The sequence below is a fragment of the Bacteroides faecalis genome, from assembly GCF_003865075.1.
GTDB lineage: Bacteria > Bacteroidota > Bacteroidia > Bacteroidales > Bacteroidaceae > Bacteroides > Bacteroides faecalis.
Window position 1 is genome coordinate 139,971 of record NZ_BHWB01000009.1, and the last position, 26,146, is coordinate 166,116.

Annotated in this window: 34 protein-coding genes; 16 read left to right on the forward strand and 18 right to left on the reverse strand. The window is 50.0% G+C overall.

The features are described from left to right. The first annotated feature begins 5 nt into the window (after window positions 1-5). Complete coding sequence (locus EJF25_RS15580; RefSeq protein WP_004309977.1) at window positions 6-1,022, forward strand: nucleotidyl transferase AbiEii/AbiGii toxin family protein; 1,017 nt, start codon at window positions 6-8, stop codon at window positions 1,020-1,022. 43 nt (window positions 1,023-1,065) lie between these two features. Here the strand turns inward: EJF25_RS15580 and mobC are convergent, their stop codons facing one another. From mobC to mobA, 3 genes are read right to left on the reverse strand one after another with little or no spacing between them, the layout of a single operon-like run. Then, entirely contained in the window at window positions 1,066-3,075 is a 2,010-nt protein-coding gene (gene mobC, locus EJF25_RS15585) for a conjugal transfer protein MobC (protein ID WP_007478174.1), read from the reverse strand. A gap of 18 nt (window positions 3,076-3,093) precedes the next feature. Continuing rightward, window positions 3,094-4,362: a conjugal transfer protein MobB gene (gene mobB / locus EJF25_RS15590; RefSeq protein ID WP_007566686.1), complete on the reverse strand. Its 1,269-nt coding sequence runs from the start codon at window positions 4,360-4,362 to the stop codon at window positions 3,094-3,096. After that, a complete protein-coding gene (mobA, locus tag EJF25_RS15595) occupies window positions 4,347-4,769 on the reverse strand; it encodes a conjugal transfer protein MobA (protein ID WP_004309974.1) in 423 nt (140 codons plus the stop codon). The genes mobB and mobA overlap by 16 nt, the downstream gene beginning before the upstream one ends. Window positions 4,770-5,334: 565 nt before the next feature. Between mobA and EJF25_RS15605 the strand changes: the two genes are divergently transcribed. The 15 genes from EJF25_RS15605 to EJF25_RS15675 all read left to right on the forward strand — a co-directional run bounded on the left by EJF25_RS15605 (window position 5,335) and on the right by EJF25_RS15675 (window position 16,777). Then, the gene (locus EJF25_RS15605; RefSeq protein ID WP_005924189.1) at window positions 5,335-6,117 is read left to right on the forward strand and encodes a ParA family protein; all 783 of its coding nucleotides are present in this window, start codon (window positions 5,335-5,337) and stop codon (window positions 6,115-6,117) included. Between the two features lies 1 nt (window position 6,118). Further along, complete coding sequence (locus tag EJF25_RS15610) at window positions 6,119-6,547, forward strand: DUF3408 domain-containing protein (protein WP_007478184.1); 429 nt, start codon at window positions 6,119-6,121, stop codon at window positions 6,545-6,547. A 2-nt stretch (window positions 6,548-6,549) separates the two neighbouring features. Further along, window positions 6,550-7,179 carry a hypothetical protein gene (locus tag EJF25_RS15615; protein WP_007478186.1) on the forward strand — a complete coding sequence of 210 codons (630 nt, stop codon included), beginning with the start codon at window positions 6,550-6,552 and terminating at the stop codon, window positions 7,177-7,179. A 170-nt stretch (window positions 7,180-7,349) separates the two neighbouring features. Further along, window positions 7,350-7,646: a DUF4134 domain-containing protein gene (locus EJF25_RS15620; protein ID WP_004308755.1), complete on the forward strand. Its 297-nt coding sequence runs from the start codon at window positions 7,350-7,352 to the stop codon at window positions 7,644-7,646. A gap of 10 nt (window positions 7,647-7,656) precedes the next feature. Further along, complete coding sequence (locus tag EJF25_RS15625) at window positions 7,657-8,019, forward strand: DUF4133 domain-containing protein (RefSeq protein ID WP_007566699.1); 363 nt, start codon at window positions 7,657-7,659, stop codon at window positions 8,017-8,019. Continuing rightward, window positions 8,016-10,529, forward strand: coding sequence for a TraG family conjugative transposon ATPase (locus tag EJF25_RS15630; RefSeq protein WP_007478204.1), 2,514 nt, complete (start codon window positions 8,016-8,018; stop codon window positions 10,527-10,529). The genes EJF25_RS15625 and EJF25_RS15630 overlap by 4 nt, the downstream gene beginning before the upstream one ends. A gap of 11 nt (window positions 10,530-10,540) precedes the next feature. Further along, window positions 10,541-11,167: a DUF4141 domain-containing protein gene (locus tag EJF25_RS15635; RefSeq protein WP_007566703.1), complete on the forward strand. Its 627-nt coding sequence runs from the start codon at window positions 10,541-10,543 to the stop codon at window positions 11,165-11,167. Window positions 11,168-11,186: 19 nt separating this feature from the next. Further along, entirely contained in the window at window positions 11,187-12,182 is a 996-nt protein-coding gene (traJ, locus tag EJF25_RS15640) for a conjugative transposon protein TraJ (RefSeq protein ID WP_028728967.1), read from the forward strand. Between the two features lie 20 nt (window positions 12,183-12,202). Further along, complete coding sequence (gene traK, locus EJF25_RS15645) at window positions 12,203-12,826, forward strand: conjugative transposon protein TraK (protein WP_004325451.1); 624 nt, start codon at window positions 12,203-12,205, stop codon at window positions 12,824-12,826. A gap of 4 nt (window positions 12,827-12,830) precedes the next feature. Beyond that, window positions 12,831-13,127, forward strand: a complete 297-nt coding sequence (locus EJF25_RS15650; RefSeq protein WP_007754134.1) for a TraL conjugative transposon family protein — start codon at window positions 12,831-12,833, stop codon at window positions 13,125-13,127. Beyond that, the gene (gene traM / locus EJF25_RS15655; RefSeq protein ID WP_007754131.1) at window positions 13,105-14,418 is read left to right on the forward strand and encodes a conjugative transposon protein TraM; all 1,314 of its coding nucleotides are present in this window, start codon (window positions 13,105-13,107) and stop codon (window positions 14,416-14,418) included. Before EJF25_RS15650 ends, traM begins: the two co-directional genes overlap by 23 nt. Window positions 14,419-14,451: 33 nt before the next feature. Beyond that, window positions 14,452-15,387 (forward strand): conjugative transposon protein TraN, encoded by a 936-nt coding sequence (gene traN, locus EJF25_RS15660; protein ID WP_125041904.1) that lies wholly within the window; start codon window positions 14,452-14,454, stop codon window positions 15,385-15,387. Window positions 15,388-15,390: 3 nt separating this feature from the next. Further along, entirely contained in the window at window positions 15,391-15,972 is a 582-nt protein-coding gene (locus EJF25_RS15665) for a conjugal transfer protein TraO (RefSeq protein ID WP_007754126.1), read from the forward strand. A gap of 13 nt (window positions 15,973-15,985) precedes the next feature. Further along, window positions 15,986-16,444, forward strand: a complete 459-nt coding sequence (locus EJF25_RS15670; RefSeq protein ID WP_007754124.1) for a DUF3872 domain-containing protein — start codon at window positions 15,986-15,988, stop codon at window positions 16,442-16,444. Window positions 16,445-16,456: 12 nt separating this feature from the next. Beyond that, window positions 16,457-16,777, forward strand: a complete 321-nt coding sequence (locus EJF25_RS15675; protein WP_007754121.1) for a hypothetical protein — start codon at window positions 16,457-16,459, stop codon at window positions 16,775-16,777. A 203-nt stretch (window positions 16,778-16,980) separates the two neighbouring features. On the opposite strand, the gene EJF25_RS15680 is transcribed toward EJF25_RS15675, so the two are convergent. The 15 genes from EJF25_RS15680 to EJF25_RS15750 form a co-directional block, all read right to left on the reverse strand. After that, window positions 16,981-17,463: a DUF7258 domain-containing protein gene (locus tag EJF25_RS15680; protein WP_028728958.1), complete on the reverse strand. Its 483-nt coding sequence runs from the start codon at window positions 17,461-17,463 to the stop codon at window positions 16,981-16,983. Between the two features lie 11 nt (window positions 17,464-17,474). Then, the gene (locus tag EJF25_RS15685) at window positions 17,475-17,696 is read right to left on the reverse strand and encodes a DUF3873 domain-containing protein (protein WP_007754116.1); all 222 of its coding nucleotides are present in this window, start codon (window positions 17,694-17,696) and stop codon (window positions 17,475-17,477) included. Between the two features lie 22 nt (window positions 17,697-17,718). Continuing rightward, on the reverse strand, window positions 17,719-17,931 hold the full coding sequence (locus EJF25_RS15690; RefSeq protein WP_007754115.1) for a hypothetical protein: 213 nt from the start codon (window positions 17,929-17,931) through the stop codon (window positions 17,719-17,721). Window positions 17,932-17,983: 52 nt separating this feature from the next. Next, window positions 17,984-18,517: an antirestriction protein ArdA gene (locus tag EJF25_RS15695; protein ID WP_007754113.1), complete on the reverse strand. Its 534-nt coding sequence runs from the start codon at window positions 18,515-18,517 to the stop codon at window positions 17,984-17,986. A 292-nt stretch (window positions 18,518-18,809) separates the two neighbouring features. Further along, window positions 18,810-19,010: a hypothetical protein gene (locus EJF25_RS15705; RefSeq protein ID WP_007754109.1), complete on the reverse strand. Its 201-nt coding sequence runs from the start codon at window positions 19,008-19,010 to the stop codon at window positions 18,810-18,812. A gap of 142 nt (window positions 19,011-19,152) precedes the next feature. Continuing rightward, window positions 19,153-19,683: an ORF6N domain-containing protein gene (locus tag EJF25_RS15710; RefSeq protein WP_007754106.1), complete on the reverse strand. Its 531-nt coding sequence runs from the start codon at window positions 19,681-19,683 to the stop codon at window positions 19,153-19,155. An 84-nt stretch (window positions 19,684-19,767) separates the two neighbouring features. Continuing rightward, window positions 19,768-20,997 carry a site-specific integrase gene (locus EJF25_RS15715; RefSeq protein WP_007478215.1) on the reverse strand — a complete coding sequence of 410 codons (1,230 nt, stop codon included), beginning with the start codon at window positions 20,995-20,997 and terminating at the stop codon, window positions 19,768-19,770. A gap of 458 nt (window positions 20,998-21,455) precedes the next feature. Beyond that, entirely contained in the window at window positions 21,456-21,746 is a 291-nt protein-coding gene (locus EJF25_RS15720; protein ID WP_060386410.1) for a helix-turn-helix domain-containing protein, read from the reverse strand. 3 nt (window positions 21,747-21,749) lie between these two features. Continuing rightward, the gene (locus EJF25_RS15725; RefSeq protein ID WP_082709332.1) at window positions 21,750-21,905 is read right to left on the reverse strand and encodes a helix-turn-helix domain-containing protein; all 156 of its coding nucleotides are present in this window, start codon (window positions 21,903-21,905) and stop codon (window positions 21,750-21,752) included. 142 nt (window positions 21,906-22,047) lie between these two features. Then, window positions 22,048-22,215 carry a hypothetical protein gene (locus EJF25_RS24930; protein ID WP_008781929.1) on the reverse strand — a complete coding sequence of 56 codons (168 nt, stop codon included), beginning with the start codon at window positions 22,213-22,215 and terminating at the stop codon, window positions 22,048-22,050. Window positions 22,216-22,383: 168 nt separating this feature from the next. Further along, window positions 22,384-23,160 (reverse strand): DUF6047 family protein, encoded by a 777-nt coding sequence (locus tag EJF25_RS15730; protein ID WP_224207122.1) that lies wholly within the window; start codon window positions 23,158-23,160, stop codon window positions 22,384-22,386. 6 nt (window positions 23,161-23,166) lie between these two features. Then, entirely contained in the window at window positions 23,167-23,487 is a 321-nt protein-coding gene (locus tag EJF25_RS15735) for a hypothetical protein (protein WP_060386407.1), read from the reverse strand. An 11-nt stretch (window positions 23,488-23,498) separates the two neighbouring features. Next, on the reverse strand, window positions 23,499-24,215 hold the full coding sequence (locus EJF25_RS15740; RefSeq protein ID WP_060386406.1) for a DUF6047 family protein: 717 nt from the start codon (window positions 24,213-24,215) through the stop codon (window positions 23,499-23,501). A 182-nt stretch (window positions 24,216-24,397) separates the two neighbouring features. Next, the gene (locus EJF25_RS15745; protein ID WP_117742427.1) at window positions 24,398-25,345 is read right to left on the reverse strand and encodes a DUF6047 family protein; all 948 of its coding nucleotides are present in this window, start codon (window positions 25,343-25,345) and stop codon (window positions 24,398-24,400) included. Between the two features lie 110 nt (window positions 25,346-25,455). Continuing rightward, window positions 25,456-26,091, reverse strand: coding sequence for an RteC domain-containing protein (locus EJF25_RS15750; RefSeq protein WP_060386404.1), 636 nt, complete (start codon window positions 26,089-26,091; stop codon window positions 25,456-25,458). Window positions 26,092-26,146 lie beyond the last annotated feature (55 nt).

The window sequence follows — 26,146 nt, forward strand, 5'->3', positions numbered from 1 at the left end:
GAAATATGAATTTACATTCGGACAAGGAAGCGTTCAAGGAAATCATCGCACTGGCGGCTGACCATTTCGGCTACGAGCAGTCGCACGTGGAAAAGGATTACTGGGTATCGAAGATACTGCGGGATATTTCCATGTCCGAATATGCGGATAAGACCTACTTCAAAGGCGGAACTTCACTTTCCAAAGCCTACGGGCTGATAGAACGTTTCTCGGAAGATTTGGACTTGTTCGTGTTCACGGGTGATAAAGGTGCGTCCAAGCAGGCAGAAAAGACATTGAACAAGAAACTTTCCAAATACATAGCCGAACTCAATAGTGACATATACAAGGAAGATTTGTCGGAAACGGGCGGTAATTACCGTAAACTGTATTTCTCGTATGACAATGTATTTCAAGGCGTGGGACTGAAAGAACATTTGGAAGTAGAGATAAAATCCTGTGACCTGCCGGACAAAAAACTGATGTTCTACCCGGCGGACAAGCGGGTTATCAAACCGATTGTGACCGCCTTTCTTGAAAGCATCGGGCAAGAGGAACTGATAAGCACCTACGGGCTGGAAAGTTTTGAAACGCAGTGTATCAACCCCCGAAAGACTATCTGCGACAAGGTTTCAAGGCTGGTAAAGCTGTCTTACAATGAGGATGCAGCCGCACTGTTGGCAAAGCATATCCGTGACGTTTACGACTTGTCGGCACTCTACCACAATCAGGAATATAACGATTACCTACATTCGGAAGATTTCTTGGATGCCATGTACCGGGTGACGATAGAGGACGGACTAAATAAAAACTCCCGTTCGCACTTGTCGCTGGCTGATGCACCGATATTCAAGGATGCCGAAGCGGTCATGGCGTTACCCGAAGTGGCTACGGCGTACACTACCGATTTGAAGAAACTGACTTTCGACAAAAGCAAGATGCCGCCGATAGGCAAGGCTGTGGAAGCATTGAAGAACCTGCACGAAATATTAGTGCGTTTTGAAGCCTACCGCACCAAAAAGCAAAATGAAGAACAACCGTAAAGCTACATCGGCTGTTCTTCACTCCATACATTATTATATATAGCTATTCTTCCTCCTTAATCAAGTGGCATAACTCCGGGTCGTTCTTAATCCGGGTTATCTCGTCCTCGACTATCTGCCTGACTTCCTGACGGATGCGGTCATAGTTGGCTTGTATCTCCTCCTGCATCCGGTCGTTGCCGTCCTTGTCGGTGAAGTCGATAATCTGCGGCAACTTCACGTAATGGGCGGTTTCCCGCTTCACCTTTTCGTTGTCCACCACGATTTCGCAGTGGAAAATCTTCTGCTCTATCCGTTCATCGAAGTTGTCCGCCACAGCACCCACGAACATACCTTGCGTGAGGTTGGATATTTTGCTGGCGGGTATCAGGCTGTCCATTTGGGTGCTTATCGAGGTGGATTTTTCCCGTTGGTTTATCGTCATGCTCTGCCGTTTCTGCAACACCTTTCCGAAACGCTCGGAAAGGATTTTCGCCGTTTCACCGACTACTTGACCGCTGAACACGTTACCCACAGTATTTTGGATAACCCGGCTTTCCTTGTCCCCGTAATCACGGGTAAGCTGGCTGTAATCCTGAAAGCCTAACAGAACCGCAACCTTGTTGCTTCGGGCGGTGGCAATCAAATTATCCAACCCCCGAAAATATATAGTTGGTAATTCATCTATTATCACCGAACTTTTAAGCTGACCTTTCTTGTTTATCAGCTTCACGATACGGGAATTATATAATCCCAGTGCTGCCGAGTAGATATTTTGGCGGTCAGGATTGTTGCCGACAACCAGTATTTTAGGCTCTTTCGGGTTGTTGATGTCAAGTGAAAAATCATCGCCCGTCATTACCCAGTAAAGGGCGGGTGAAATCATCCTTGAAAGCGGGATTTTTGCACTGGCAATCTGCCCCTGCAACTGTTCAACTGCCGAACTTTCCCAAGCGTCCACGAACGGGGAAAGGTAATTTTCCAGTTCGGGATAACTGCGCAAAATCGTGAATACATCAGCGTATTTCTTGTTCAACAGTTCTATGGCATGGGGAAACGTGCAATACCTGCCGCCTTGATAGATGCGCAAATACCAAATAATGGCTGCAAGCAGGATAATCGGGCTTTCCACGAAGAAGTCGCCCTGCTTGCTTATCCAGCTTCGATTGAGGTTAAGCATAATCGTGTAGCTGGCTTCATAAGCATCCGCAATGTCCGACATGAAGCTGGCGTTTATAGGGTTACATCGGTGGCTCTTGCGTGGGTCGTCAAAGTTGATAACGTAAAATTTCGGCTTGACCTTGTAGCCGTCCAAGTGGTTAAGCAAATGATTGTAAGCGATTTCCGAAAGGTCAGGAAACTTATAATCATACAGGTAGAGCGCAAAACCTTTCTCGATTTGCTGTTTTATGTAATTATTTACTACTGCGTATGACTTCCCGCTGCCCGGCGTTCCTAACACGATGCTCGCACGAAAAACGTTTACAACGTTAATATAGCCATTGTTCCACTTCTTCTTATAGTAGAACCGGGTAGGCAGATTTACAGAATACTCGTTCTCGATAAGCCTTGTTTCCTGCTGGAAACTTTCGTTCTCGGTATTAAAGACATCATCCATGAGGTTGTTTTTCAATAACCGGGACATCCACGTACCCGCCATGAGCATACAGATATAGCCCGCCGACAGCGTGGCGATATAAAACACAGTGTCCGCCGTATGTGGCAGCGGAAGTTCCAGCAGCCACCAGTTCAGGAAAAACAACACGACACCCGCCGCAAGGCTGCAATGTATCTTCGCCCACGTTATCTTTTCCTCTTTCACGCCCTTAGTGCCGATACACGACAGGGCGAGGAACACCACCGAAAATAGTTTTGTCCATAAGATAGACGAGAACAGCCCGGTGGTGCGCTGGAAGTTCCACAGTATCTTGTCTATCACCTCAAACGTCACTCCCCATTCTTTCAGGGTGGAGTAACAGAACCAGTACACGTTTATTCCCACGAATAGAATACTGACAGCCCGCATAAAGTCCATGACCCTTGCAAGCCCTCTCAAATCATCTTCCTGTTGCATGATTGTAATGTTTTTAAGTTAGTTGATGCGCCTTGTGCGCTTCTTTTTCTTCTTTCTCTTTTGGCGGTCGGTGTCCTGCGGCTCGTCACCGCCTGATGCACCGCCGCCCAGCAAACCGCCGAAAGCACCCAGCACGGAAGCCATGCCCGAAACGATGTCGGCTTTCGGCGTGAAGCCCGGCTGTTCCTGATGCGTGGGCTGGTCTTGCTGCGGTGCTGCCACTTCGGACTGGTGTATCTTTCCGGTTTCGCCCGAAAAACGTTCGTTGAACACGTTCGCCGAATACTCCTTACCCAAGCGTGAACCGTTCAGCACCACCCGGCTGTCGTGGTCGATGAACGTAACGCCATAGATGCGCCCGTTGTCGTTCTGACGGAATACCACATCAATGCCCTGCTTCTTTAGCTGTCGTTCCAGTTCCTTGCGGCTGCGGGCGGTCTGCATGGCAGTGGCTACAATCTTCCGGGTGCGCTCTTTCAGTTTCCCGTTCTTAATTGCTTCGCCCGATTTCTCCATTCTGCGCTGCACCGCTTCATAACCTACCGACTTGCCGATGCGGGAAGCCTTTACCGGGTTGCCCACCTTTTCGCCCTTGTCGTTCATGGCGGAATAGACAATGCCCTGATAGGGCTTGCCGTTTATCTCGCCTTTGACTTCCTCGGCGCACACGTTGTAAGCGGCAAGCAAAGCCTTGTACTCCCCGAACGACTGGAAGCGGTAGCCATAGCAAGCCGCTTTCACGGTGTTGCCGATTTGGTGCTTCACGTCCCCGGCGGCATAGTCCACCTTTTTAAGTTCGGGGCGTTCGGCACGTTCCTTTCGTTCTGCCGGGTGCAGGTTGTATTTCTGCTCCAGTTCACGGGTGATTTGCTTGCTGCGCCGATGCTCGAACTTGTCATTCAGCGGCTTGCCGTTCTCGTCCACCCGCAACCCCACGATGTGGATATGGTGGCGGTCGATGTCGGTATGCTTGTACACCAGATAAGGCTGGTCGCCATAGCCCAACTTCCGCATATACTCTTTGGCGATGTCGGAAAGCTGCCGGTCGGTCAGCACGTCTTCCGGGTGCGGGTTTATGGAAATATGAAGTATCGGCTTCTTGGTGGATAGCTGGACGGGCATCTGCATTTCAAAGCTGCGCATACACTCGCCGATAGAGAAATTCCCGTCCTCGCCCAACAGCATCCGGTTGGAGAAAAGCACCTTTGCTTCCCCGCTGTCCACCTTGTTTTGGTTGTATGCCAGTGCGCCGAACATATTGCCGCCCGTGCTTATTTTGGCAACCATAGTTCCCTGCACTCGTTTGTCAGGTCGATAACCTGACGGTTCAACACAGCCAGTTCGGTGGTCGCTTTCTCCAGTTTATAGAGAAAAGCCAGTGCCTTTTTCTCCGAAAAGTTACTATTCAGAGCCTTTACCACTTGGTTGTAATTGACCGCAACCGCCCGGAACTGGGCATAAAATTCGGTCAGCCGGGCGCAATATTCTACTGCCGATTTGTCCACTTTCACCACCCGGAACGGCTCGCCGAACAGCCGGGCGGCGATGAAACGGGACTTGCTCGTGACGCCCGACTGCTCCCATTGCGAGAGGAAGCGGGCATTCTCCCGGTCGTTCAGGTAAAGGACATGGCGATGCTTCGCCGGGTCTGCGAGGGCGGGGCGACCGCCCTTGTTGGTTCTTCTTGTTTCCATGCTTCTTTGGATTAAAAAATTACGACTTCGGAGTGATTTTTACCCCCGACAGGGGCAAGGCGTTTTCAGGCACGGAAAACGGTTCTATGTGCCATAGAACACACCTTGCTATTTTCTGACGAAAATCGAAATCCGTCACGGACGGATTGGGGTTAGCGTGGAACGGTAAGCCCAGCCATTCACCAGCCCTGTTTTACACCTGCGCCCCCTGCGGTTCGTTACTCCGCTGCAAAGTAACGGTGATTTATAATGCTGTAAAATAGGTGGTTGGTGGACAAAACGGGACAGCGCAGGACAAATCGGGACAAGGTTTTCAGGGGACGTTTTTTCTCCCTTTTTTTGCATCGGATTTCAATATTGAAAGCAAGATTGAAAGAAATATTCCAATCAGGAAAGAATGATTGAAAGCAGGATTTCAATAAAACATGATTGCAGGATTTCAATATTTCAAGAAAGAATGAAAGCAGGAAAACAAGATTGAAATAAAACAGTCTTTCAATATTTCAAGATTGCAACATGGAAAGAATGAATGATTGAAAGCAATAAACAAATCTATCAACCAATAATGAACGGAAGCAATATGGAAAACGAGAAAACACCCCTTTATGTCGCCTTTTCCACCCAAAAGGGCGGGGTCGGCAAAACCACCTTTACCGTGCTGGCGGCGAGTTACCTCTACTACCTCAAAGGCTACGATGTGGCGGTGGTCGATTGCGACTACCCGCAACACTCCATTGCCGGGATGCGAAAGCGGGATGCCGAGCAGGTCGGGGCGGATGAAGATTACAAGCGAATGGCGTATGAGCAGTTCACCCGGCTGGGGAAGAAAGCCTACCCGGTATTGTGCAGTTCACCTGAAAAGGCGATTGCAACGGCTGACGAACATATAGCCGCCGGACACGTGCCGGATATAGTGTTTTTCGACCTGCCCGGCACGGTGAACAGCGAGGGCGTGATAAACTCCCTTGCGGGCATGGACTACATTTTCACCCCCATTTCAGCCGACAAGGTGGTGCTGGAAAGCAGCCTGTCGTTCGCAATGGCTATCCAAAAGCTATTGGTGAGGAATGAAGCCTGCCGACTTGCCGGGCTGTACCTCTTTTGGAACATGGTGGACGGTAGGGAGAAAACAGACCTTTACACCGCCTACGACAAGACCATTAAGGAACTGGAACTGCCGCTGATGAAAACCTTTATCCCCGATACCAAACGCTACAAAAAGGAACTGGTGGCGGATAAAAAGGCGGTGTTCCGCTCCACGCTCTTTCCCGCCAGCCGCCCGTTGGTAAGGGGAAGCAACTTGGAAGAACTGATAACCGAAATAGTGTACTACATCAAATTAAAATGATATGGCAAAGCAAAGCGGCGGGATGCCGAAGATAGACGAGGATTTTATGCGGGAACTTATCTCGCAGGGTGTACCCGCCAAGCGGGAGAGCCAGCCGGATGATGAACCGCAGCCCGGCAGCGAAACGGAAACCGCCCACGAGGGACGGCAGGCTGAAACAGTGCAAGTAGAGAAACCGACACCCCGCAAGCGCAAGGGCGGTTCGGGCGACTACCGGGAAACCTACTTTCAGAAAGTGGAACTGGCAGACCGACAGCCCTTGTACGTGAGCCGAACCACGCATGAGAAGCTGATGCGTATCGTGACGGTGATAGGCGGGCGAAAGGTGACGGTAAGCAGCTACGTGGAAAACATTCTGCTGCGCCACTTCGAGCAGTACCAAGACGAGATAAACACCCTGTACGAAAGCCACTTCCAAAAGCCTGTCTGACTATGGTAATCTATTGCATACTTACCGGGCTTTTGGTGTACTACATCGCCCTGTGGCTGTGGTATCGCTACACGGACAGCCGGACATCACCGGGCAAAACGGATGATGCGCCGCTTCCACGAAACGGGGTTTCAGGCTACACGCTGATAGGTGAAAGCCGATACAAGAGCGGACAATTTCAGACAGCGCAGGACAAATCGGGACACCTCCCGCAAGCGGCTGAAAATGATACTATTTTTGCGCCGCAGGCTGACGGACTGCCGGAAGAAACGCCCGGTTACGAGAATGACGAACCCGACTACGAGGACGAGGAAATAGCCGGGTACATGGACGGTGACGATGATACCGGGCGGGCTACGGGCGTGAGCTTTGACGAACTGGGCGAAGCGGTACGCACGGCGAACGCCGACAACCCCACCGAAACGGAACAGCGGCAAGCCGCCGGGACACTGGCAAGGATTGAGGGGACGAACCTCTACGATGCGGTGGTGGAGAACATCAACGGCGGGCTGGCAAAGGTGGCGGAACTGCTGGGACGCAACGAAGCGGAACTGGCTGCGGCTGCTGTCCCTGCCGAAGCTGGCAATAAAAGCAAGGAACACGAAGCGTTCGACATGAACGATTTCCTATAATATAATAATGTATAAGCCTGACAGCATGAAACAGCGTGATTACGGTTGATTGGCAACCTGAAAACCAAACAGACAAACGGGACTATCCCCGACCACTAAAATTTCAAATTATTCACCAGCCGGGAAAGGCGGACTATCCACCCGCCGCCCGGCATTAAAAACAAATCACAATGAGAAAGAAAATCTTCTTGTCGGCGGCTATACTTGCCGCCGTGGTAAGTGCCTACGCACAAGGAAACGGGCAGGCGGGCATCACCGAAGCCACGAACCTAATCACCGGGTATTTCGACCCCGGAACAAAACTGGTGTACGCAATCGGGGCGGTCTGCGGCTTGATTGGCGGGGTAAAAGTATATAACAAGTTTTCAAGCGGCGACCCCGACACCTCAAAGACCGCCGCCAGTTGGTTCGGGGCGTGCATCTTCCTGATTGTAGCCGCCACTATCCTGCGCTCGTTCTTCCTCTAAACCTGCGGCTATGTCTGACGAGTTGTTGAGGGCTAAGCCCGAAAAATATCAGGTAAACAGGGGTATCGGGAAGCCCGTGGAGTTCAAGGGGCTGAAAAGCCAGTACCTCTTTATCTTTTGCGGCGGCTTGCTCGCCGTCTTCGTGGTGTTCATCGTCCTGTTCATGGCGGGCGTGAACCAGTGGCTATGTATCGGTTTCATCGTGTCGGCTTCGCTGCTGCTCGTGTGGCAGACGTTCCGGCTCAACGCCAAGTACGGCACGCACGGGCTGATGAAAGCCGCCGCACGCAAACGGCATCCACGCTTCATTATCAGCCGAAAGGCGATACCCCGATTATTCACCTACAAAAAAAGAAAGGAAGAAAGACCATGAGAAATATGTTAAAGGCTACCACGCTGGAAAGGAAATTCCCCCTTTTGGCGGTGGAGAACGGCTGCATCATTTCAAAGGATGCGGACATAACGGTGGCTTTCAGGGTGGAACTGCCCGAACTGTTCACCGTCACCAGTGCCGAGTACGAAGCCATACATTCGGCATGGTACAAGGCAATCAAGGTGCTGCCCGACTACTCCATAGTACACAAGCAGGACTTCTTCATCAAGGAGAACTACCAGCCCGACACGGAAAGGGACGAGCTTAGTTTTTTAAGCCGCTCCTTTGAACGGCACTTCAATGAACGCCCGTTCCTGAACCATTACTGCTACCTGTTCCTGACAAAGACGACAAGGGAGAGAAGCCGCCGACAGAGCGACTTCTCCACCCTATGCCGGGGCAGGATTGTACCGCAGGAGATAGCCGACAAGGAAGCGGCGGCAAAGTTCATCGAAGCGGTCGGGCAGTTTGAAAGGATTATGAACGACAGCGGGTTTGTCACCCTTACCCGGCTGGCGGCATCGGAAATCACCGGGCAGGACGGAAAGGCGGGCATCATCGAGAAATACTTCTCGCTATCGCAGACAGATACCACCTGCCTGAAAGACATCGGGCTGTACCCGGAAGAAATGCGTGTCGGGGACGACATACTGTGCCTGCACACGCTTTCGGACGTGGAAGATTTGCCCGGAAAGGTCGGGACGGACACACGGTTTGAGAAGCTGTCCACTGACCGGAGCGACTGCCGACTGTCATTCGCCGCCCCGGTGGGCGTGCTGTTGTCGTGCAACCACGTCTATAACCAGTTCATCTTCATAGACGACCACGCCGAAAACCTGAAGAACTTCGAGCAGACCGCCCGGAACATGCAATCGCTCTCCCGTTATTCCCGTGCCAACCAAGTGAACAAGGAATGGATAGACGAGTACCTGAACGAAGCGCACAGCAAGGGGCTTGTATCGGTGCGCTGCCACTGCAACGTCATGGCATGGAGTGACGACCGGGAAGAACTCAAACGCATACGCAACGATGTGGGAAGCCAGCTTGCGCTAATGGAGTGCAAGCCACGCCACAACACGGTCGATACGCCCACGCTCTTTTGGGCGGGCATACCCGGAAACGAAGCGGACTTCCCCGCAGAGGAAAGTTTCTACACGTTCTTGGGGCAGGCTCTCTGCCTGTTCGTGGAAGAAACGAACTACAAGAGTTCGCTTTCGCCGTTCGGCATCAAAATGGTGGACAGGGTGAGCGGTCGCCCGCTGCATATCGACATATCGGATTTGCCCATGAAGAAAGGCATCACGACCAACCGCAACAAGTTCATACTTGGGCCGAGCGGGTCGGGTAAGTCTTTCTTTACCAACCACATGGTGCGTCAGTATTACGAGCAGGGGGCGCACGTGCTGCTGGTAGATACGGGTAACAGTTACTTGGGGCTGTCCCAGCTTATCCACAACCGCACGCACGGCGAGGACGGGATTTATTTCACCTACACCAACGAGAACCCGATAGCGTTCAACCCGTTCTATGTCGAGGACGGGGTATTCGACATAGAGAAGAAAGAGAGCATCAAGACCCTTATACTCACCCTGTGGAAGCGGGATGATGAAGCCCCGAAGCGGTCGGAAGAAGTGGCGTTGTCAAACGCCGTGAGTGCCTATATCGAACTGACAGGCAAAGACCATTCGGTAACGCCCTGCTTCAACACGTTCTACGAGTTTGTCCGGGATGATTACCGCCGACAGCTTGAACAGAAGAACGTCAGGGAAAAGGATTTTGACATAAACAATTTCCTGAACGTGCTTGAACCGTACTATCGTGGCGGTGAGTACGACTACCTGCTGAACTCCGACAAGGAACTGGATTTGTTGCACAAACGCTTCATTGTCTTTGAGTTGGACAACATCAAAGACCACAAGATTTTATTCCCGGTAACGACTATCATCATCATGGAAGCCTTTATAAACAAGATGCGCAAGTTAAAGGGAATAAGGAAGTTAATACTAATCGAGGAAGCGTGGAAAGCGATTGCATCGGCGAACATGGCGGACTATATCCGCTACCTCTACAAAACCGTCCGAAAATATTTCGGGGAAGCGATTGTAGTCACGCAAGAGATTGAGGATATTATTTCTTCCCCTATCGTGAAAGAGAGTATCATCAATAACTCGGACTGCAAAATCCTGTTAGACCAAAGAAAATATCTCAACAAGTTTGACAGCATACAGAACCTCTTGGGACTGACCGACAAGGAGCGTTCGCAGATATTGTCTATCAACATGGCGAACCACCCCGGACGGAAGTACAAGGAAGTTTTCTTCTCGCTGGGCGGCACGCAGTCGGCGGTGTACGCCACAGAAGTTTCATTGGAAGAATATTACACCTTCACGACAGAGGAAAGCGAGAAAATGGAACTGTTCGCACTTGCCGACAAGCTGGGCGGCAACCTTGAACTGGCTATCAAGAGGCTTGCAGAAAGCAAACGTAATCCCCAATCATCAACAACTTAAAAATCAGGAACATGAAAAGAACAATTCTCCTTATGGCGGTATGCCTTTGCTTCATCGGCAACGCATCCGCACAGTGGGTGGTGTCAGACCCCGGCAATTTGGCACAGGGCATCATCAACACCACCAAGCAGATAGTGCAGACTTCCACCACAGCCAAAAACACGCTGGACGGCTTCATGGAAGCGCAGAAGATTTTCCAGCAGGGAAAAGTCTATTACGATGCGCTCAAAGCGGTACACGATGTTGTCAAGGGCGGCATCAAGGTGAAGAAGTCCATTGAACTGGTGGCGGAAATATCCGAAATCTACGTGCGAAACTACCAGAACATGCTGGCTGACCCGAACTACACGCCGGATGAACTCACCGCCATTTCAGCCGGGTATGCCAAGCTGCTCTCCGAAAGTGCGGACGTGTTGCAGGACTTGAAGAATGTAGTGAACGTGACGGGTATGTCGCTGACGGATGCCGAAAGGCTGGCGGTAATCAACAACGCCTACAAAAGCCTGCTCAACTACCGCAACCTCGTGAACTACTACACCCGAAAGAACATATCCGTGTCCTACCTGCGGGCAAAGAAGAAGAACGACACAGACCGGGTGCTGGCTCTTTACGGCTCGGCGGATGAACGCTACTGGTAACATATAAATCGGTATGCCTATGTTATTAGCAGCGGTGGATTTTGACAACCTGCACCAAGTGTTGCGGGTGCTGTACGATGAAATGATGCCCTTGTGCAGCAACATGACGGGGGTAGCCAAAGGAATAGCCGGGCTGGGTGCGCTGTTCTATGTAGCCGCCAAAGTGTGGCAGTCGCTCGCACGTGCCGAACCCATAGACGTGTACCCGCTCCTGCGTCCCTTTGCGCTGGGGCTGTGCATCATGTTCTTTCCCACGTTCGTGCTGGGGACTATCAACACGGTATTGTCGCCAGTGGTGAAAGGGTGCAACCAACTTATGGAAACGCAGACTTTCGACATGAACGAATACCGGGCACAGAAAGACCGACTGGAATATGAAGCCCTGATGCGTAGCCCCGAAACGGCTTACCTCGCTTCGGACGAGGAATTTGACAGGCAACTGGAAGAACTGGGCTGGTCGCCCTCCGATATGGTAACTATGACGGGTATGTATATGGACAGGGCGGCGTACAATATAAAGAAGTCCGTCCGGGACTGGTTCAGGGAACTGCTGGAAATGCTCTTTCAGGCGGCGGGGCTGATTATAGACACGCTGCGCACGTTCTTCCTAATCGTGTTAAGCATACTGGGTCCGCTGGCGTTTGCGATTTCCGTCTATGACGGTTTCCAAAGCACGCTGACCCAGTGGATTTCACGCTATATATCCATTTACCTGTGGCTACCCGTGTCGGACTTGTTCAGCAGCGTGCTGGCACGCATACAAACCCTGATGCTACAAAAAGACATCGAGCAGCTTTCAGACCCGAATTTCATTCCTGACGGGAGCAGCACCGTGTATGTAATCTTTATGATTATCGGCATCGTGGGCTACTTCACCATTCCAACGGTGGCAAGCTGGATAGTGTCGGCTGGCGGTACGTCTGCCTATAACCGCAACGTGGCACGGGCTGGGTCAATCGCCGGGGCGGCGGTCGGTGCGGCAAGCGGGAAAGTAACCGGGAAACTACTCAAATAACCAACATCAATATTTAGTATATGGAATTTAAGTCATTAACGAACATCGAAACGAGTTTCCGGCAAATCAGGCTCTTTGCGCTGGTATTCATCTGCCTGTGCGCACTGGTGACGGGCTTTGCCGTGTGGAACTCGTACAGCTTCGCCGAAAAGCAGCGGCAGAAGATATACGTCCTCGACAACGGCAAAAGCCTGATGCTGGCACTCTCGCAGGACATGGCGCAGAACAGACCCGTGGAAGCCAAGTCGCACGTGCGGCGTTTCCACGAACTTTTCTTCACGCTCTCACCCGACAAGGGGGCTATCGAAAGCAACATCAAACGCTCGCTGTTCCTCGCCGACAAGACCGCTTTCAACTATTACAAGGACTTGGCGGAAAAGGGCTACTACAACCGGGTGATTTCCGGAAACGTCACGCAGACGGTGGAGATTGACAGCGTGAAGTGCGACTTCGACCAGTACCCCTACAAGGTGAACACGTATGCCCGCCAGTTGATTGTCCGGGAAAGCAGCCTGACGGTGCGAAGCCTTGTGACCTCGTGCCGCCTGCTCAACGCCACACGGAGCGACAACAACCCGCACGGCTTCATCATCGAAGCGTTCACCATTACCGAGAACAAGGATTTGCAGACCATTAAGAGATAGCCTTATGGAAAGAAAACGAAACTACATCGGAAAGGTGCGGGACTGGGCGGACGACCGCCTGCGCCGAATGTGCGGACGGATTACGCCGGGCAAAAGGCTGGCGGTTATCCTCGTGATGTTCTTCTTCCTTGGCGGCTTGTCTATCTACATTACCGTTTCATCAATCTACAACATCGGGAAGCGGGACGGCAGGCGGCTGCAAATAGAACACATCAGGCAACTGCCGTTGCACGGCAACGACACAACCAAAAGTATCAACCCCTTAAACAGACCGCAATATGGAAGAAGTACAGAAGAATGAGAACGGCACGACCGTACCGCAGGCGGACGGGAAGCCGAAAAAGGAAGATAAACCCAAACGGGAACTTACCCCGCAGCAGGTGCAGCAGCGCAGGAAAATGATAGTCTTCCCGCTGATGTTCCTTGCCTTTGCCGGGTGCATGTACCTGATATTCGCACCCTCCGGCAAAGAGGACGTGAACGTGGAAAGCGTGGGCGGCTTCAACGCCGACATACCCCTGCCCGCAGAGGACGGGATTATAGCCGACAAGCAAAAGGCTTACGAACAGGCGATGATAAGCCGCAGGCAGCAGGAGAAGATACAGTCCTTGCAGGACTTCGGTTTCACCGGGAACGATGAAGCGGAAGAACCGCAAGCGGAAATCGACCTGATGCCGGAAGAGGATGCGAAGCCCCAAAGGGGCGGCGGTGCTTCTTCGGCATACGCTTACCGGGACATCAACCGCCAGTTAAGCACGTTCTATGAAACTCCGGCGGTGGACGAGGAAAAAGAGGACTTGAAGCGGCAGGTAGCGGAACTGACCGATAGGCTGCAACAACAGAACGCCACACCCACCGCTGACGACCAAATGGCACTCTTGGAAAAGTCCTACGAGCTGGCGGCAAAGTACATGAACGGCGGGCAGGGACAAGTCGCACAAGTCCCGGTAACGGGCGACATTGACCGCAAGCCGGATGCGGTGGCGGTGCAGGCTGTCAGGGAAACGACCGTTTCGGGATTGCGGCAGCCCATGAGCGATGCCGACTTCATCCGGGCTTACAGCCAGCCACGAAACTACGGCTTCAACACGGCAGTAGGCACGGGGTACGCTATGGGAAAGAACACGGTAGCCGCCTGCATCCACCAAGACCAAACCCTGACGGACGGGCAGGCGGTGAAACTACGGCTGCTCGAACCCATGCAGGCGGGGAACATAGTCGTGCCGAAGAATACCCTCGTGGCGGGGACGGCAAAGGTGCAGGGCGAGCGGCTTGACATACTGGTGTCCTCGATTGAGTACGCTGGCAACATCATCCCGGTGGAACTCGCCGTGTTCGACACGGACGGGCAAAAGGGGCTGTCCGTCCCGTCCTCTATGGAGCAGGAAGCGTTCAACGAAGCTATGGCGAATATCGGAAGCGGGCTGGGTACAAGCATTTCCTTTGCCCAAAGTGCCGGGCAGCAGGTGGCTATGGACGTGACAAGGGGATTGCTGCAAGGAACGTCCGGCTACCTCGCCAAGAAGTTCCGAACCGTGAAAGTGAAGCTGAAAGCCGGGTACAGGGTGATGCTTTACGCCAAACAACAATAACCATTTTATCAACCGTTAAAATTTCAATTAGCAATGAAACAGATTTTTGTAATGTTCGCCCTCTTGCTGGGCGTGTGTGCGGCAAACGCACAAACCACTGACACCGTGAAGTATGCGGCTGGCAACGACTTGTACCGGGGGATTACCCGGAAACTCCCGTACCGCCAAATGGTTACGCCCTACGGCGTGGAAGTGACCTTTGCCAAGACGGTGCATATCATCTTCCCCGCCGCCGTCCGCTATGTCGATTTGGGAAGCAACCATATCATAGCGGGCAAGGCGGACGGTGCGGAGAACGTAATCAGGGTGAAAGCCACGACAGAGGGCTTTCCGGGAGAAACGAACTTCTCCGTTATCTGCGAGGACGGCAGTTTCTTTTCGTTCAACGCCAAGTACGCCCGTGAACCGGAAATGCTCAACATCGAAATGAAAGACTTCTTGGAGAATGAAGATACGTCCGACTTCTCACATACCCGGATGAACATCCATTTCCGGGAACTGGGGAATGAAAGCCCGCTATTGGTGAAACTGATAATGCAGAGCATCTACAAGAACAATGACCGGAAAGTGCGCCACTTGGGTAGCAAGCGTTTCGGCATACAGTTCTTAATCAAGGGGATTTACACCTATAACGGGATGCTCTATGTACACACGCAGACAAAGAACAGTTCCAACGTGCCTTTCGATACCGACTTCATCAAGTTTAAGATAACCGATAAGAAAGTACCCAAGCGCACGGCTATTCAGGAAACGGTGCTGGATGCGGTACGTAGCTACAACGAGGTGATAGAGATTGCAGGAAAAAGTACCGTGCGCACGGTGTACGCCCTGCCGAAGTTCACCATTCCTGACGACAAGCTGCTGGTCGTGGAACTCTACGAGAAGAACGGCGGGCGGCATCAGACCATACGGGTGGAGAACGCCGACATCGTGAACGCAGAAGTGATTGACGAACTAAAAATCAAATAGGGAATGAAAAGACACATCTTTATAATGATGCTCTTTGCGCTGTGCCTGACCTCGTTTCAGGCACATGCGCAAAGATACCTGCCGGGCATGAAAGGCTTGCAAGTCACGGCGGGCATGGCGGACGGGGTGCATTGGAACTCCGACACGGATTTTGCCTACCACATCGGGGCGGCGTACAGCGTTTACACCAAGAACGCCAACCGCTGGGTGATTGGCGGCGAATACCTGCACAAGAAGTATGACTACAAGGATATGCAGATACCCGTAGAACAGTTCACCGCAGAGGGCGGCTATTACCTGAAATTCCTATCGGACAGGCGAAAGACTTTTTTCCTTTCATTGGGATTGTCGGCTCTCGCCGGGTACGAAACAAGCAACCGAAGCGAAAAGCTGCTGCCGGACGGCTCTACCTTGCTGGATAAGGATTGCTTCATCTACGGCGGTGCGCTGACGCTGGAACTGGAAGCCTACCTGACCGACCGGATAGCCTTGCTTGTCAGTGCAAGGGAACGGGCGTTGTTCGGCTCGGACATAGGCAAGTTCCACACGCAGGTATCTTTGGGACTGAAATTCATTATCAACTGACCGCTATATAATAATGTATATGAAGAATGTAATGTATAAAATCATCATGGGCTGCTACATCGTGGCCGCCCTCGTGCTTGTCACCGCCTGTAATGACAACTTGGATATTCAGCAGGCGTACCCGTTCAGCATCGAAACACTGCCAGTACCCAAAAGGCTGAAAGTCGGGGAAACCGCCGAAATACGCTGCCGACTGGTGCGTGGCGGCTATTACCAGCCGACTACCTATCAGATAAGGTATTTCCAGCCGGACGGCAAAGGGAAGCTGGAAATGGATAACGGCACGGTGTTCCTGCCCAATGACCTCTACCCGCTGGAGAAAGAAACGTTCTGGCTCTACTACACCTCGGCATCGACCGACCAGCAGACGATTGACATTTATATCATCGACAGCTTCGGGCAGATGCAGCAACTTACACTATCATTTAATAATGACAACAGCGAAGAAGAAACGGAAACAATAACCCCCTAATAATAAAACGACATGGTAAAAATAGAATTGGATATAGAAGGCATCTCGTGGTACATAGAAACCACGTTGGAAACAGATACAGTTCCGGCAGTAGGTGACATCATCATTATGGACAAGGACTGTATTTCCGAACGTGACAGTGCTGAATTATGGAAAACGCCGTCCAATCAGGTTTTCAAATGGGCGGACGAAGAAGATGATGCGCCTGTAATGGAATGGTTCGATTGCGACACGGAAATGCTTGTCAATAAACGGACATGGAAATATGACATCGAGGAAGAAGAAACCGTGTGCATACTTGGTGTAAAATTTATTCACTATGAGGATTTATAGTTGCGACATTCGTTTTTATCATCCTCTTGGGAAACCGGGTATGGAATGATACGCAAAGCGTAAATATCGGGCAGACATCCCGCCGGGAAGCATCGGCGGGATGTTTCCATGATAGGGAAAACGAAAGGCTTCTTTGTTACTTTCTTCACCCGCTGGCAGGCTCACGGAAGAAAGTAACGGCGGCAAGCAGCCGCCGTTTTCTATCAACTGGTTTTAAGGCTCTTTATGGACGTGTATTTCTCTAACCACACCTTTACCTGCTCCATGTTATATTCGCCCGTGATGATTGCCGTATGGTCGTCTATAGCTACAAACCGGACACTTTCATAGCTGTTTACCCAGCCTTGCAGGGAACAGACACCCCACGTTGCAACATCTTCAAAAACACTGCGGTCTATCCGGCTGATTGGTTCGCCGAAAACTACCGTCATTATCTGAAAGTCCGGTTTATCCTCCAACAGTTGCAAATGGTGCAGCGTGCCGAACTCGTCTATTTTGCGCCCCCACGCCCACACATCATTATACAAATCATCGCCCCACTGGTGCGGGTGGTCGAAACGGACTTTTACCTCTATGGTGTGTTCGTTTTCTTCTGTGTCCTCGATAACGCCCGTTACCATTAAGCCCGTAAAAATGCACTCGCAACGCCTGCCGATAAGCTCCTTGTTTACTTCTGTTGTTTTCATGTCCCTAAAATTTACTTGTTTATTACTCCGTTCTTCTTCGCTATCCATTCGTCACGCCTGCGGCGGCACTCGTCCAGCGTTTTGGCTACCGTGCTGAAAAGTTCGCCGTCCGTGTGGCGGTAGTCATATTGATAATAAATTTGTCCCCTGAAAGCCCCTAAACAGCATTTCACGAACTTTTCTTCTCCCGGTGTTTGGGTAATGCTTACCCCGTTTTTGTTAAGTGACTGCATGATGTTCTATTTTTTTTAATGGTTATAATATCAGTAAAGAAAGCAACAGCAGGAAAAGCAGAGCCACGCCCAGCGCATAAAGGGCTGAAAGGCAGACCCGGAGCAGGAAACGGGCGGCACAAAACACGATATACGCCGTTATCGCCGTGCCTGCTCCGGCTACGCTGGTAAACCGCCATGCAAGGCAGAGCAGCAACACCCGCCAAAGGATTTTATAAATGCTTTTCCGTTTCATCGCTTGGTCGTTTTTAACGGGCAGGGCTTTGACACCCCGCCCGGATTGGTTGTTATGCCGCACGGAACACAAAACCGTCATCAAACCAGTAATCGCACATAAAAAGGTCACGGGCGAACTTTTCATAATCGAAATAGGTCTTTGCGAACTCCGGCAGGTCGTAGCATTCCTCGATAATTTCATAGGCGAAATCTTCTTCATCGTCATATTGACCCAGATACTCGTCCCGGAAATCACGTACAAGGTCGTCCGCATCTTCCTCGCCCAAATCATGGCTTTTATAGTTGCACCACACGAAAAAGGCTTCCTGCTCGGTGTCGCTCAAATCCTCCACCGCATCACGCAGGGCGAAGAAGTTTTCAGAAATCCAGCTTTCGCCGATTAAGCCCTCCGGCACGTTCTCCCAGTCCTGAAACATGTATTCCGCATCTTCCTCGTCCTTGTGAAGTTCCCGGCAGGCTTCATAAAATTCTTCCTTGTCCGAATAGTCCGAAAGGTCGAGCCATGCGCCGGACAATGAACCGTTGTTGTACTTGGCATAAGTGCCTACATAAACTTTTGCTTCCGATAATACCTTTGCTTCCATATTGCTGTAATTTTTTAAGTTTTTAATTTTATGCGGATTTGAGAGGTGAGGGAGTTGAAGTTTCACTGAATTTTTTTCCTGTTTCCCGTAAATCCGACTTTTTTTTTTATGCGTCTTCCGGTCGGGTCGGTCGTTTTCGTTTCACATAGGCGTAAAAGGGTAGTGTTTAGAGTTTGCAAGGTTTTGGGCAAAAAATACCTCGCAAGGCAGGGAAGATTTTTTCGCCAAACCGGAACGGCTCGACCTTGCAAAATCGTGAAGAACACGTAACTACCTTTGCCTATTGAAATGATTAAAACGACTGTCCCGGCTGGGGGACTGCGTAAGAGGAAGATTTACAAATAGGGAAACTGGGGAAAAGTGCCTGTTCTCTTTCATCTTTTAGGGAACACTCCATGCGGGCGGGAAAGGCAAGGGTGTTGTGAGCTTGCTTGCAATACGCTTGTGCGGGTTTCCAACGGCTCTTTTCACGAAATACAGTCAGCCATGCCACGCACGGCTGGCGTTTCGGGAAATGTGCCAGTTGGAAAAGGATATAAAAAATGCGGGTAGTCGGTAGACTGCCCGCAAGGTGGAAGAATGTACAATGCTGGGATATAGGTTATTAAGTGGAATTTCGTTACCGAAATCGTTACCTATTCGTTCTTGCCACGGTTATAGGTAACGAAACCTACCGGACGGCGTTCTTTCTGTTGTTTCGACTGGCTCAAAAGCTGGGTAAGGACTTGGTACAGTTCGTTGAACTGCGCATCGGTGCTTACCTCCAGTTCCTCGATGCGCCTTGACAGTTCCTCGTAACCGATTGCCATTTGGCGCATGAGGACAAAAGCCCGCATGATTGAAATGTTTACTTCTATGGCTACTTTGGAGCGGAGAACCGAAGAAAGCATGGCTACGCCCTGCTCGGTGAAAGCCATAGGCATAGCAACGCCGAAGTTGTAAGCAGGGGGTATCACATTTTGTGATACCCCTATGGATAACAGCAAGTTAGCTTCCTCTTGGGTGAGTACAAACATAAAATCACCCGGAAAACGCTCGATATTGCGCTTGACCGCCTGCTTCAAGGCTCGTGTTTCCACTTGGTAGAGTTCTGCCAAATGATAATCGAGCATCACCCGGCAACTTCTGACCTCAAAAATCTTGTTTTGGATAATCTGCAAATCCATAATCGTATATTTTAGGAGATTTAGCAATGTTGGAATAATAGTAAGGACTGGTCACAAATTGTGACCAGTTCCATATAATCAAGATTACATGGCAACTTCCTTGTAAATCTTCTCAATGCCGACAAACTTCTTGTCAAGCCCCTGCATATCGCTGCCTATCTTGCTGTTGGTGATGCGGGCGTAGATTTGCGTAGTTTCTATGTTTGTGTGTCCCAGCATCTTGGACACCGTTTCAATGGGTACGCCCTTTGACAGCGTGGTGGTCGTGGCGAACGTGTGCCGGGCAAGGTGGAATGTCAGGTTCTTTTTAATACCGCATATATCGGCAATCTCTTTCAAGTAGGCGTTTAGCTTCTGATTGCTGATTACGGGAAGTATCTTGCCGTCCGGCAACTTGCCCTTGTACTTCTTCAAAATCATCTTGGGAATATCCAGCAGGGGGACATTCACGTCCGTGTTGGTCTTTACCCGCTTGGTGATTATCCAAAGGTTGCCGTCAAAAGACTTTTGGATATTCTCCTGCCGCAAATTGGCGACATCGCTGTATGCCAGACCGCAGAAACAGGAAAAGACGAACAAGTCCCTGACGTGTTCCAGCCGTTCGGAAACCATTTTCTTTTTAAGGATAATTTTAATCTCGTCCTCTGTCAGATAACCCCTGTCCACTTTTTCCAGCCGGATTTTGTAGCTGGCGAAAGGGTCGCCCACCAGTATGCCGTTGTTACGGGCGATGATGATGATACGCTTGAAGAACTGCATGAACTTGGCGGTGGTGTTGTAGCCGCACTTGCAGGCGGTACGCAAATACAACTCAAAATCGGTAATGAACATCGGGCTTATCTCCTTTATGGATATGTCCGATACGTTGTACTTGCTTTGGATAAATTCAGCGAGGTGGCGGCGGGTCACTTCATACTTGCGGTAGGTCGCTATCGTCTTGGATATGCCTACAAGCTGCTTCACATCGTCATTGTGCTTTTGGAACAATGAAAGGATTGTTTCGTGGCTCTCGCTGTGTCCCAAGAACTCGTTTTTCACTTTCTCGGCGGTCACGTAATTGTCACGCCGCTGCATTTCGTGGTAAATGGTATTCAGGGAAGAACGTATGTCGTCCAAAAGGGCGTTTATCCTCCCGGCATCCCTGCCTTTGGCTTTGCCCGCAGTAATGCTCCAGTTGTCGGGCTGGATGCTCTGTTTCGTACTGAACTGGCAAAGTTTGCCGTCTATGGTGATGCGTGCCATAATCATAACCTCGCCGTTTTTCTTTTCAGAACCTTTCTTCAAATAAAAAAGAACCTTGAATGTCGATTTCATAACTCACTTTTTTTAGTTGCAAAATTAATTTTTACCTCTCGTTTTCGAGTTATGCAGACTATGGACTAATCAAGTCATTATCAGGTCATTTATGGACAAATCGTTACCGTTTTTGTCCGGCGGGGAATAGGTAACGATTTAGTAACGAAACTTTGTCTTTTACCGTACTTTTGAAGTCTTGGAAGCAGGACTTTCGGGCAATAAAAAAAGCCACAAATCATTGATTTGTAGCTTTTTGTCCGTTTGCTGACCATTTCTGTTCAGCACGTTCAGCGGAGAGACAGGGAACGATTAACTTTTAATTTCCCTATTCATTATCAGTATCTTACCAAAAGCCTCTGCTCCTATGACACCGAATAATTCACCGCGTATATGCTGCAACTTTCTTCCTGTTACACTCTTACTTACTTTTACAAAAGTAGCAAAAAAATAGCATAAATACAAATTATCCACTTGATTTAACGAATATAATTTCTATAATTTTCTTCCAATAACAACTGCAATTTAGAAAGAGGATAAAGGAACTTACCCCCTATGACAGTATAAGCTATCCCCCGTTCATCACGTAACTTTTGCAAAGTTCTGTTTGAGATATGCAACATGCCACATATCTGTTCACCGGTCATATAGACCTCACCAGCTATAGGAACAGGCAAATCCTGAAATTCAAGTATCTCTTTTGAGCATTTCTTAAGCATCCTCATCATCATTATGTACTCTTCTGACTGCCTTGTGATTACTCCGTCCATATGTTATCTTTCTTTTTGAATTAATATTTTGGCCAAATCACTCTCTTTATACATATATTTGCCGCCTATACAAGAATATGGAATAATCCCGTACTCCCTATAGCCTTGCAAACTTCGTTTGGAGATATTCAAAGCCAGACAGACCTCCTGGGCATCCAGTCACTTTTCCATTTCAACCGGACCAATTTTCTTTTTAACGGATTCAATCTGGGCGGATAAACTCTCTATTTGCAGTTTTAACTGTAAATACGCATGTTTCTCTATAACAACTAATTCCATAACAATTTGATTTATAATTTCACTATTTACAAAGCAAATAAAAGCATATTTCCACACTTGACAAAACATTCAAAATTAAAGTCATCCGTTGGCGTGCATTGTCACTCCAAATATACCAAATATCCTCATCCGGACAGATAACATATCTAACCATTTCCGTAACCCAGCCATCGGTTTCTACTCCTTCCATATTTTCATTCCATAATTATACCTATTATGACTGCTTATTTCCGCCAAAATGTCATTTACAAAACTGAAAAAATTCAAACTAAGGTTACTGCTACCACAAAATAAAAAGAAAAGCCCCGTTATCTGCATCCAAACAGTAACGGGGTTTCCCCTGCCATTTTTTATCACCCTATATCTTTATACCCTTATTTTTTTTCACATGCTCTTTTTCCTTTACGTCTGTTTTCCGCCGTATTTCCGAAAAGTGCTCTTTCAACAATTTCCCTGCCAGTTTCTTCGCCTTCTCCTGCATCACATCATACACATCCCATCTGTTGCGGCCCAGCAGTTTGTTTTCTATCTTCTCGAATTTATCGTAAAAACTGAAGTTGTCCGGGTATTCATCTATCAGTCCGTCTCTCGGATAGCCTTTATCCATGATATACAGCAGTGTCATCCAGTCATAATTATACGGACTCCGAGTAAGGCCCAGCCCCTTTCCGGAATCAGTCAGCCTATAATAGTTCTCCCATGTAGGAGCAAGATCATAACGCTCACTGTCCGTTATACTTTTCAATGCCGATTTGTCCACAAAAGCATCTGCCGGAATCTTCTCCAACGGCAACAAACAGCCGTAATCATCGCAACAGCGGTTTACTTTCCCTTCCATCAATGAAGGCCATCCCCGTAACTCATACACATTCAGATACTTTTCCTCAAAGTCCGGTTCAAAGAAACGCTTCTCTATATTCGTTGCCATAAAATCCCCGTATTGACGGTTTCCTACGTAATCCCTACCGAACAGCAGCACCCCTTTACCCGTCTCAACACCTGTATAATACGTGTTCCCATGCTTCAAATCATCCTGCATCTCCGCTATCACTTCGGGTGGTGCGGACTTTATCTCCCGCCACATCTCCGGTGTAAGTTGTCGGGGATAGTTCTCGTCCCTTGAAAGCGGGTCCATGTACTTTCACAGGCAATACACCACTTCCGACAGAGCCAGGTATCTATGCGGCTTAATCCCATGTCCGTCCATCGCCTTTTCCAGTCTTCGCAGATAATCATCATTATTCCCTTCCCGCAAACGCGGAATAATCCTCATATCAGGCACATTATAGTACATCATGCCCATGGTAGGCATTTCCGTTTCCTTGAGCGCCTTCTCCACATCTCCCAGCATAAACTCCAGAAAACCTTCCTCACCCGTACCTTTCATACTGACATGCACCGGGTTGAGATGTCCGTCCACTGTGACATACACACTGCCACTGTTCGTATTCTCTTTTTCCATTCATCAAAAAATTAAATGTTCATTCCTTGTCCTTTTCTCTTTGCCGGAATCCGCACCCTCATTTCCACGTTCGGGAACCGTACATTATCCGGTCGTGCCACCAGTGACGAGACTATCCGTTCCTGTTCTCCGGTCAGCGGCATAGGCTGCCGTTGCAATTTTCTCAGCCTGTTAAAGTTCCTCAGCGTAGGTGCCATGTCGCAACATGCCACACAAATCCCATATCTCACCATATCCGAAGAAACCGTCTGCCCGTCACCTATTTTTGCCCGGCATGCGGCATTCAGCGGAGCCACCTCATAAAACCTCAAACTCTCAGGTTTCCGCTTGCCGTCAAAAAAACGTTCGGCCAGCCCACTCAGAAACTCATCCAGCATCCTGTCCCCACCGTCTGTCTTGTCAAACAGCAATACCTTCCGCCCGTGTTCCACCGACATGTAGGTGGGAAAAGCAGCCAGCCCGCTGCGTATCACATCCCCGTTCATTCCGAAACGATGTCGCAGCCGCCTGTAATCCTCATTTTCCAGCAAATCCGTATGTTCCGCTGATAATGACAGATGTACAATCCCCCGTTCCTCACAGAATGCCGCATCCCGGAGTCTCACCACCCCCAACGGATATATATTCTCCCGTTCCAGTACAGGACAGAGCTGTTCCAGATAATCCGCATTGTCCGTACCGAATATGGGAGGAATCAGACTTTTGTCTTTAAAGTCGAAACGGAACATTCAGTGGTCGGGAATAAATTCCCGACCGGTCGTATGAGACCGCACGTTGTTACTGATATAACGGGAAAATCCCTCTTCCCCCTGTCCGCGCATACTCAGATACACGGGTCTGTAAAAGGCGTCCAATGTCATATACAGACTGCCGCTTTCCACCGCTTGCTTTTTCTTTTCTTCCATAGATTCTATAGGATTAATTGTTTCTTCTCCTTCTTCTGTGGGGTAATGGAAGCTGCATGCTTCACCTGCCGTTGGCTGTCAGACATCCGCTGTTCAGGAGCTTCCTGCCTGTAGTGTGTTTCCGGTAACCCGCCGGTCTGTTCCTCTTCCGAATGCGGATACGACACCGGATGTGACATTTCCATCCTTTCTATTCGGCTTATCCGTGCGCCCAACCTGAACTCTCCATCCGTAATATGGAACTCCGATTGTAACAAATCCGCCGCCATCTCCTTTGCCTCTTTCTGTAAGGCCGCATAGCCGAAGTCGTGTGCCGACAAAGGCGCGTTCATCCGTGCCCTCATGCTGTCTCCCAGCTTCTCCGCCAGTTCCCTGAACTCATACTCATAGCTGAACGGATGCACCTTGTCTGCCGCAACAATCCCGGCGTACCCGTTTTCCGAAATATACAGCAATGACGCTACATCATAGTTCCGGGGCGAGATACCCAAACCGAATTCTTTTGTCAGCCGGTCGAAGTTATGGAAATCGGGCCGCAGGTCGAACTTTGCCCTGCACACCCCACCGTCCAGCACACTTCTATCCGCAAACTTGTCGGAGGTGAAGTTCACCACCGACCTGCGCAATTGTGCGTCTGTGCTTCGCAAATCCGCTTTGGACAGCTTTTCGATGCAGTTGTCCGCCAGCCCGGCCACCCGTTTGGTAGGCAGGTCAATCTCATATATCCGCAAAGTTTCGGGTACTTTGGTCACGTTGAAGAAGCCGTCGGCCAGATGTTGCAGATAGCTGTTCCGTGCCTTCATACCCTTGGGGGTGTCGGAAAACAGTATCACGCCCTCTTCCGTAACCACCGCATATACCCGGTTTTTCGTCCCGGAAGTTTCCGTTACCGCCGCTTTCCGCCTGTCCGGTTTCCGGGCAATGCGGTTCCAAATATCATTCAGGATTGACATAGCTTGTATTTTTAGACATGATAACCGGCGACAAAGAAAAACATTCAGCCGCCAATCTGCAATACCTCATACATACGAGTCATCCGTTGGCGGCTGTTGGCGTACAACCTTTACGCCAGCCGTGCGTCCAGCATCCGGTTATAACTTTTGCGCAGGGAGTCGATGAACGGAGTGGTGTCCGTACAACGGTCGAACACCTTGCCACGCTTGGTGTACAGCGCATTGATTTTCAGACGGAACACTTCCTCGAAAACGCGGATAACATCCACAATTTTCAAATTCCGGCCTTCAGCCGTACCTATCGCACCGGCTGCCATCAGTGCGGCCACCAGTTCAATCAGGTCGCTGTCCGTACCGTTCCATGTCAGTGTGACGGAACTTTTGCTTCCGCTTCCCCGCACTGCTTCCGCATGGAATCCGGCAGACACAGTACCATGACGAAGCATCTCCTTCAGTATTTCCGCTTCCGCATCCAGCAACGCCAACGTCTTGTCGATAAACACGTCATACAGGATATTGCGGCAATCTTCAGCCATTCCGTTGCAGGCCTGCCGCATAAAGGCCAGCTCTATTTTTGTGTAGTTCAGACAACGTAGCTGTCCCGTCAGGTCCCCTGCCGGTGAAAGCGTAGCAAGGCAGTTCACGAAATCGTCATAGGCAGCCGGCAACTCACCTAGCGCAGGTCCGGCACCGTTTGTATAAGAGGCGAACAGATTAAAAAGAGAGGTTTCCACCAATGTCTTCATCGTATCATGTTTTTAGGTTCCACAATTCAACTCTCCACTCATCCTGCCGGAATAA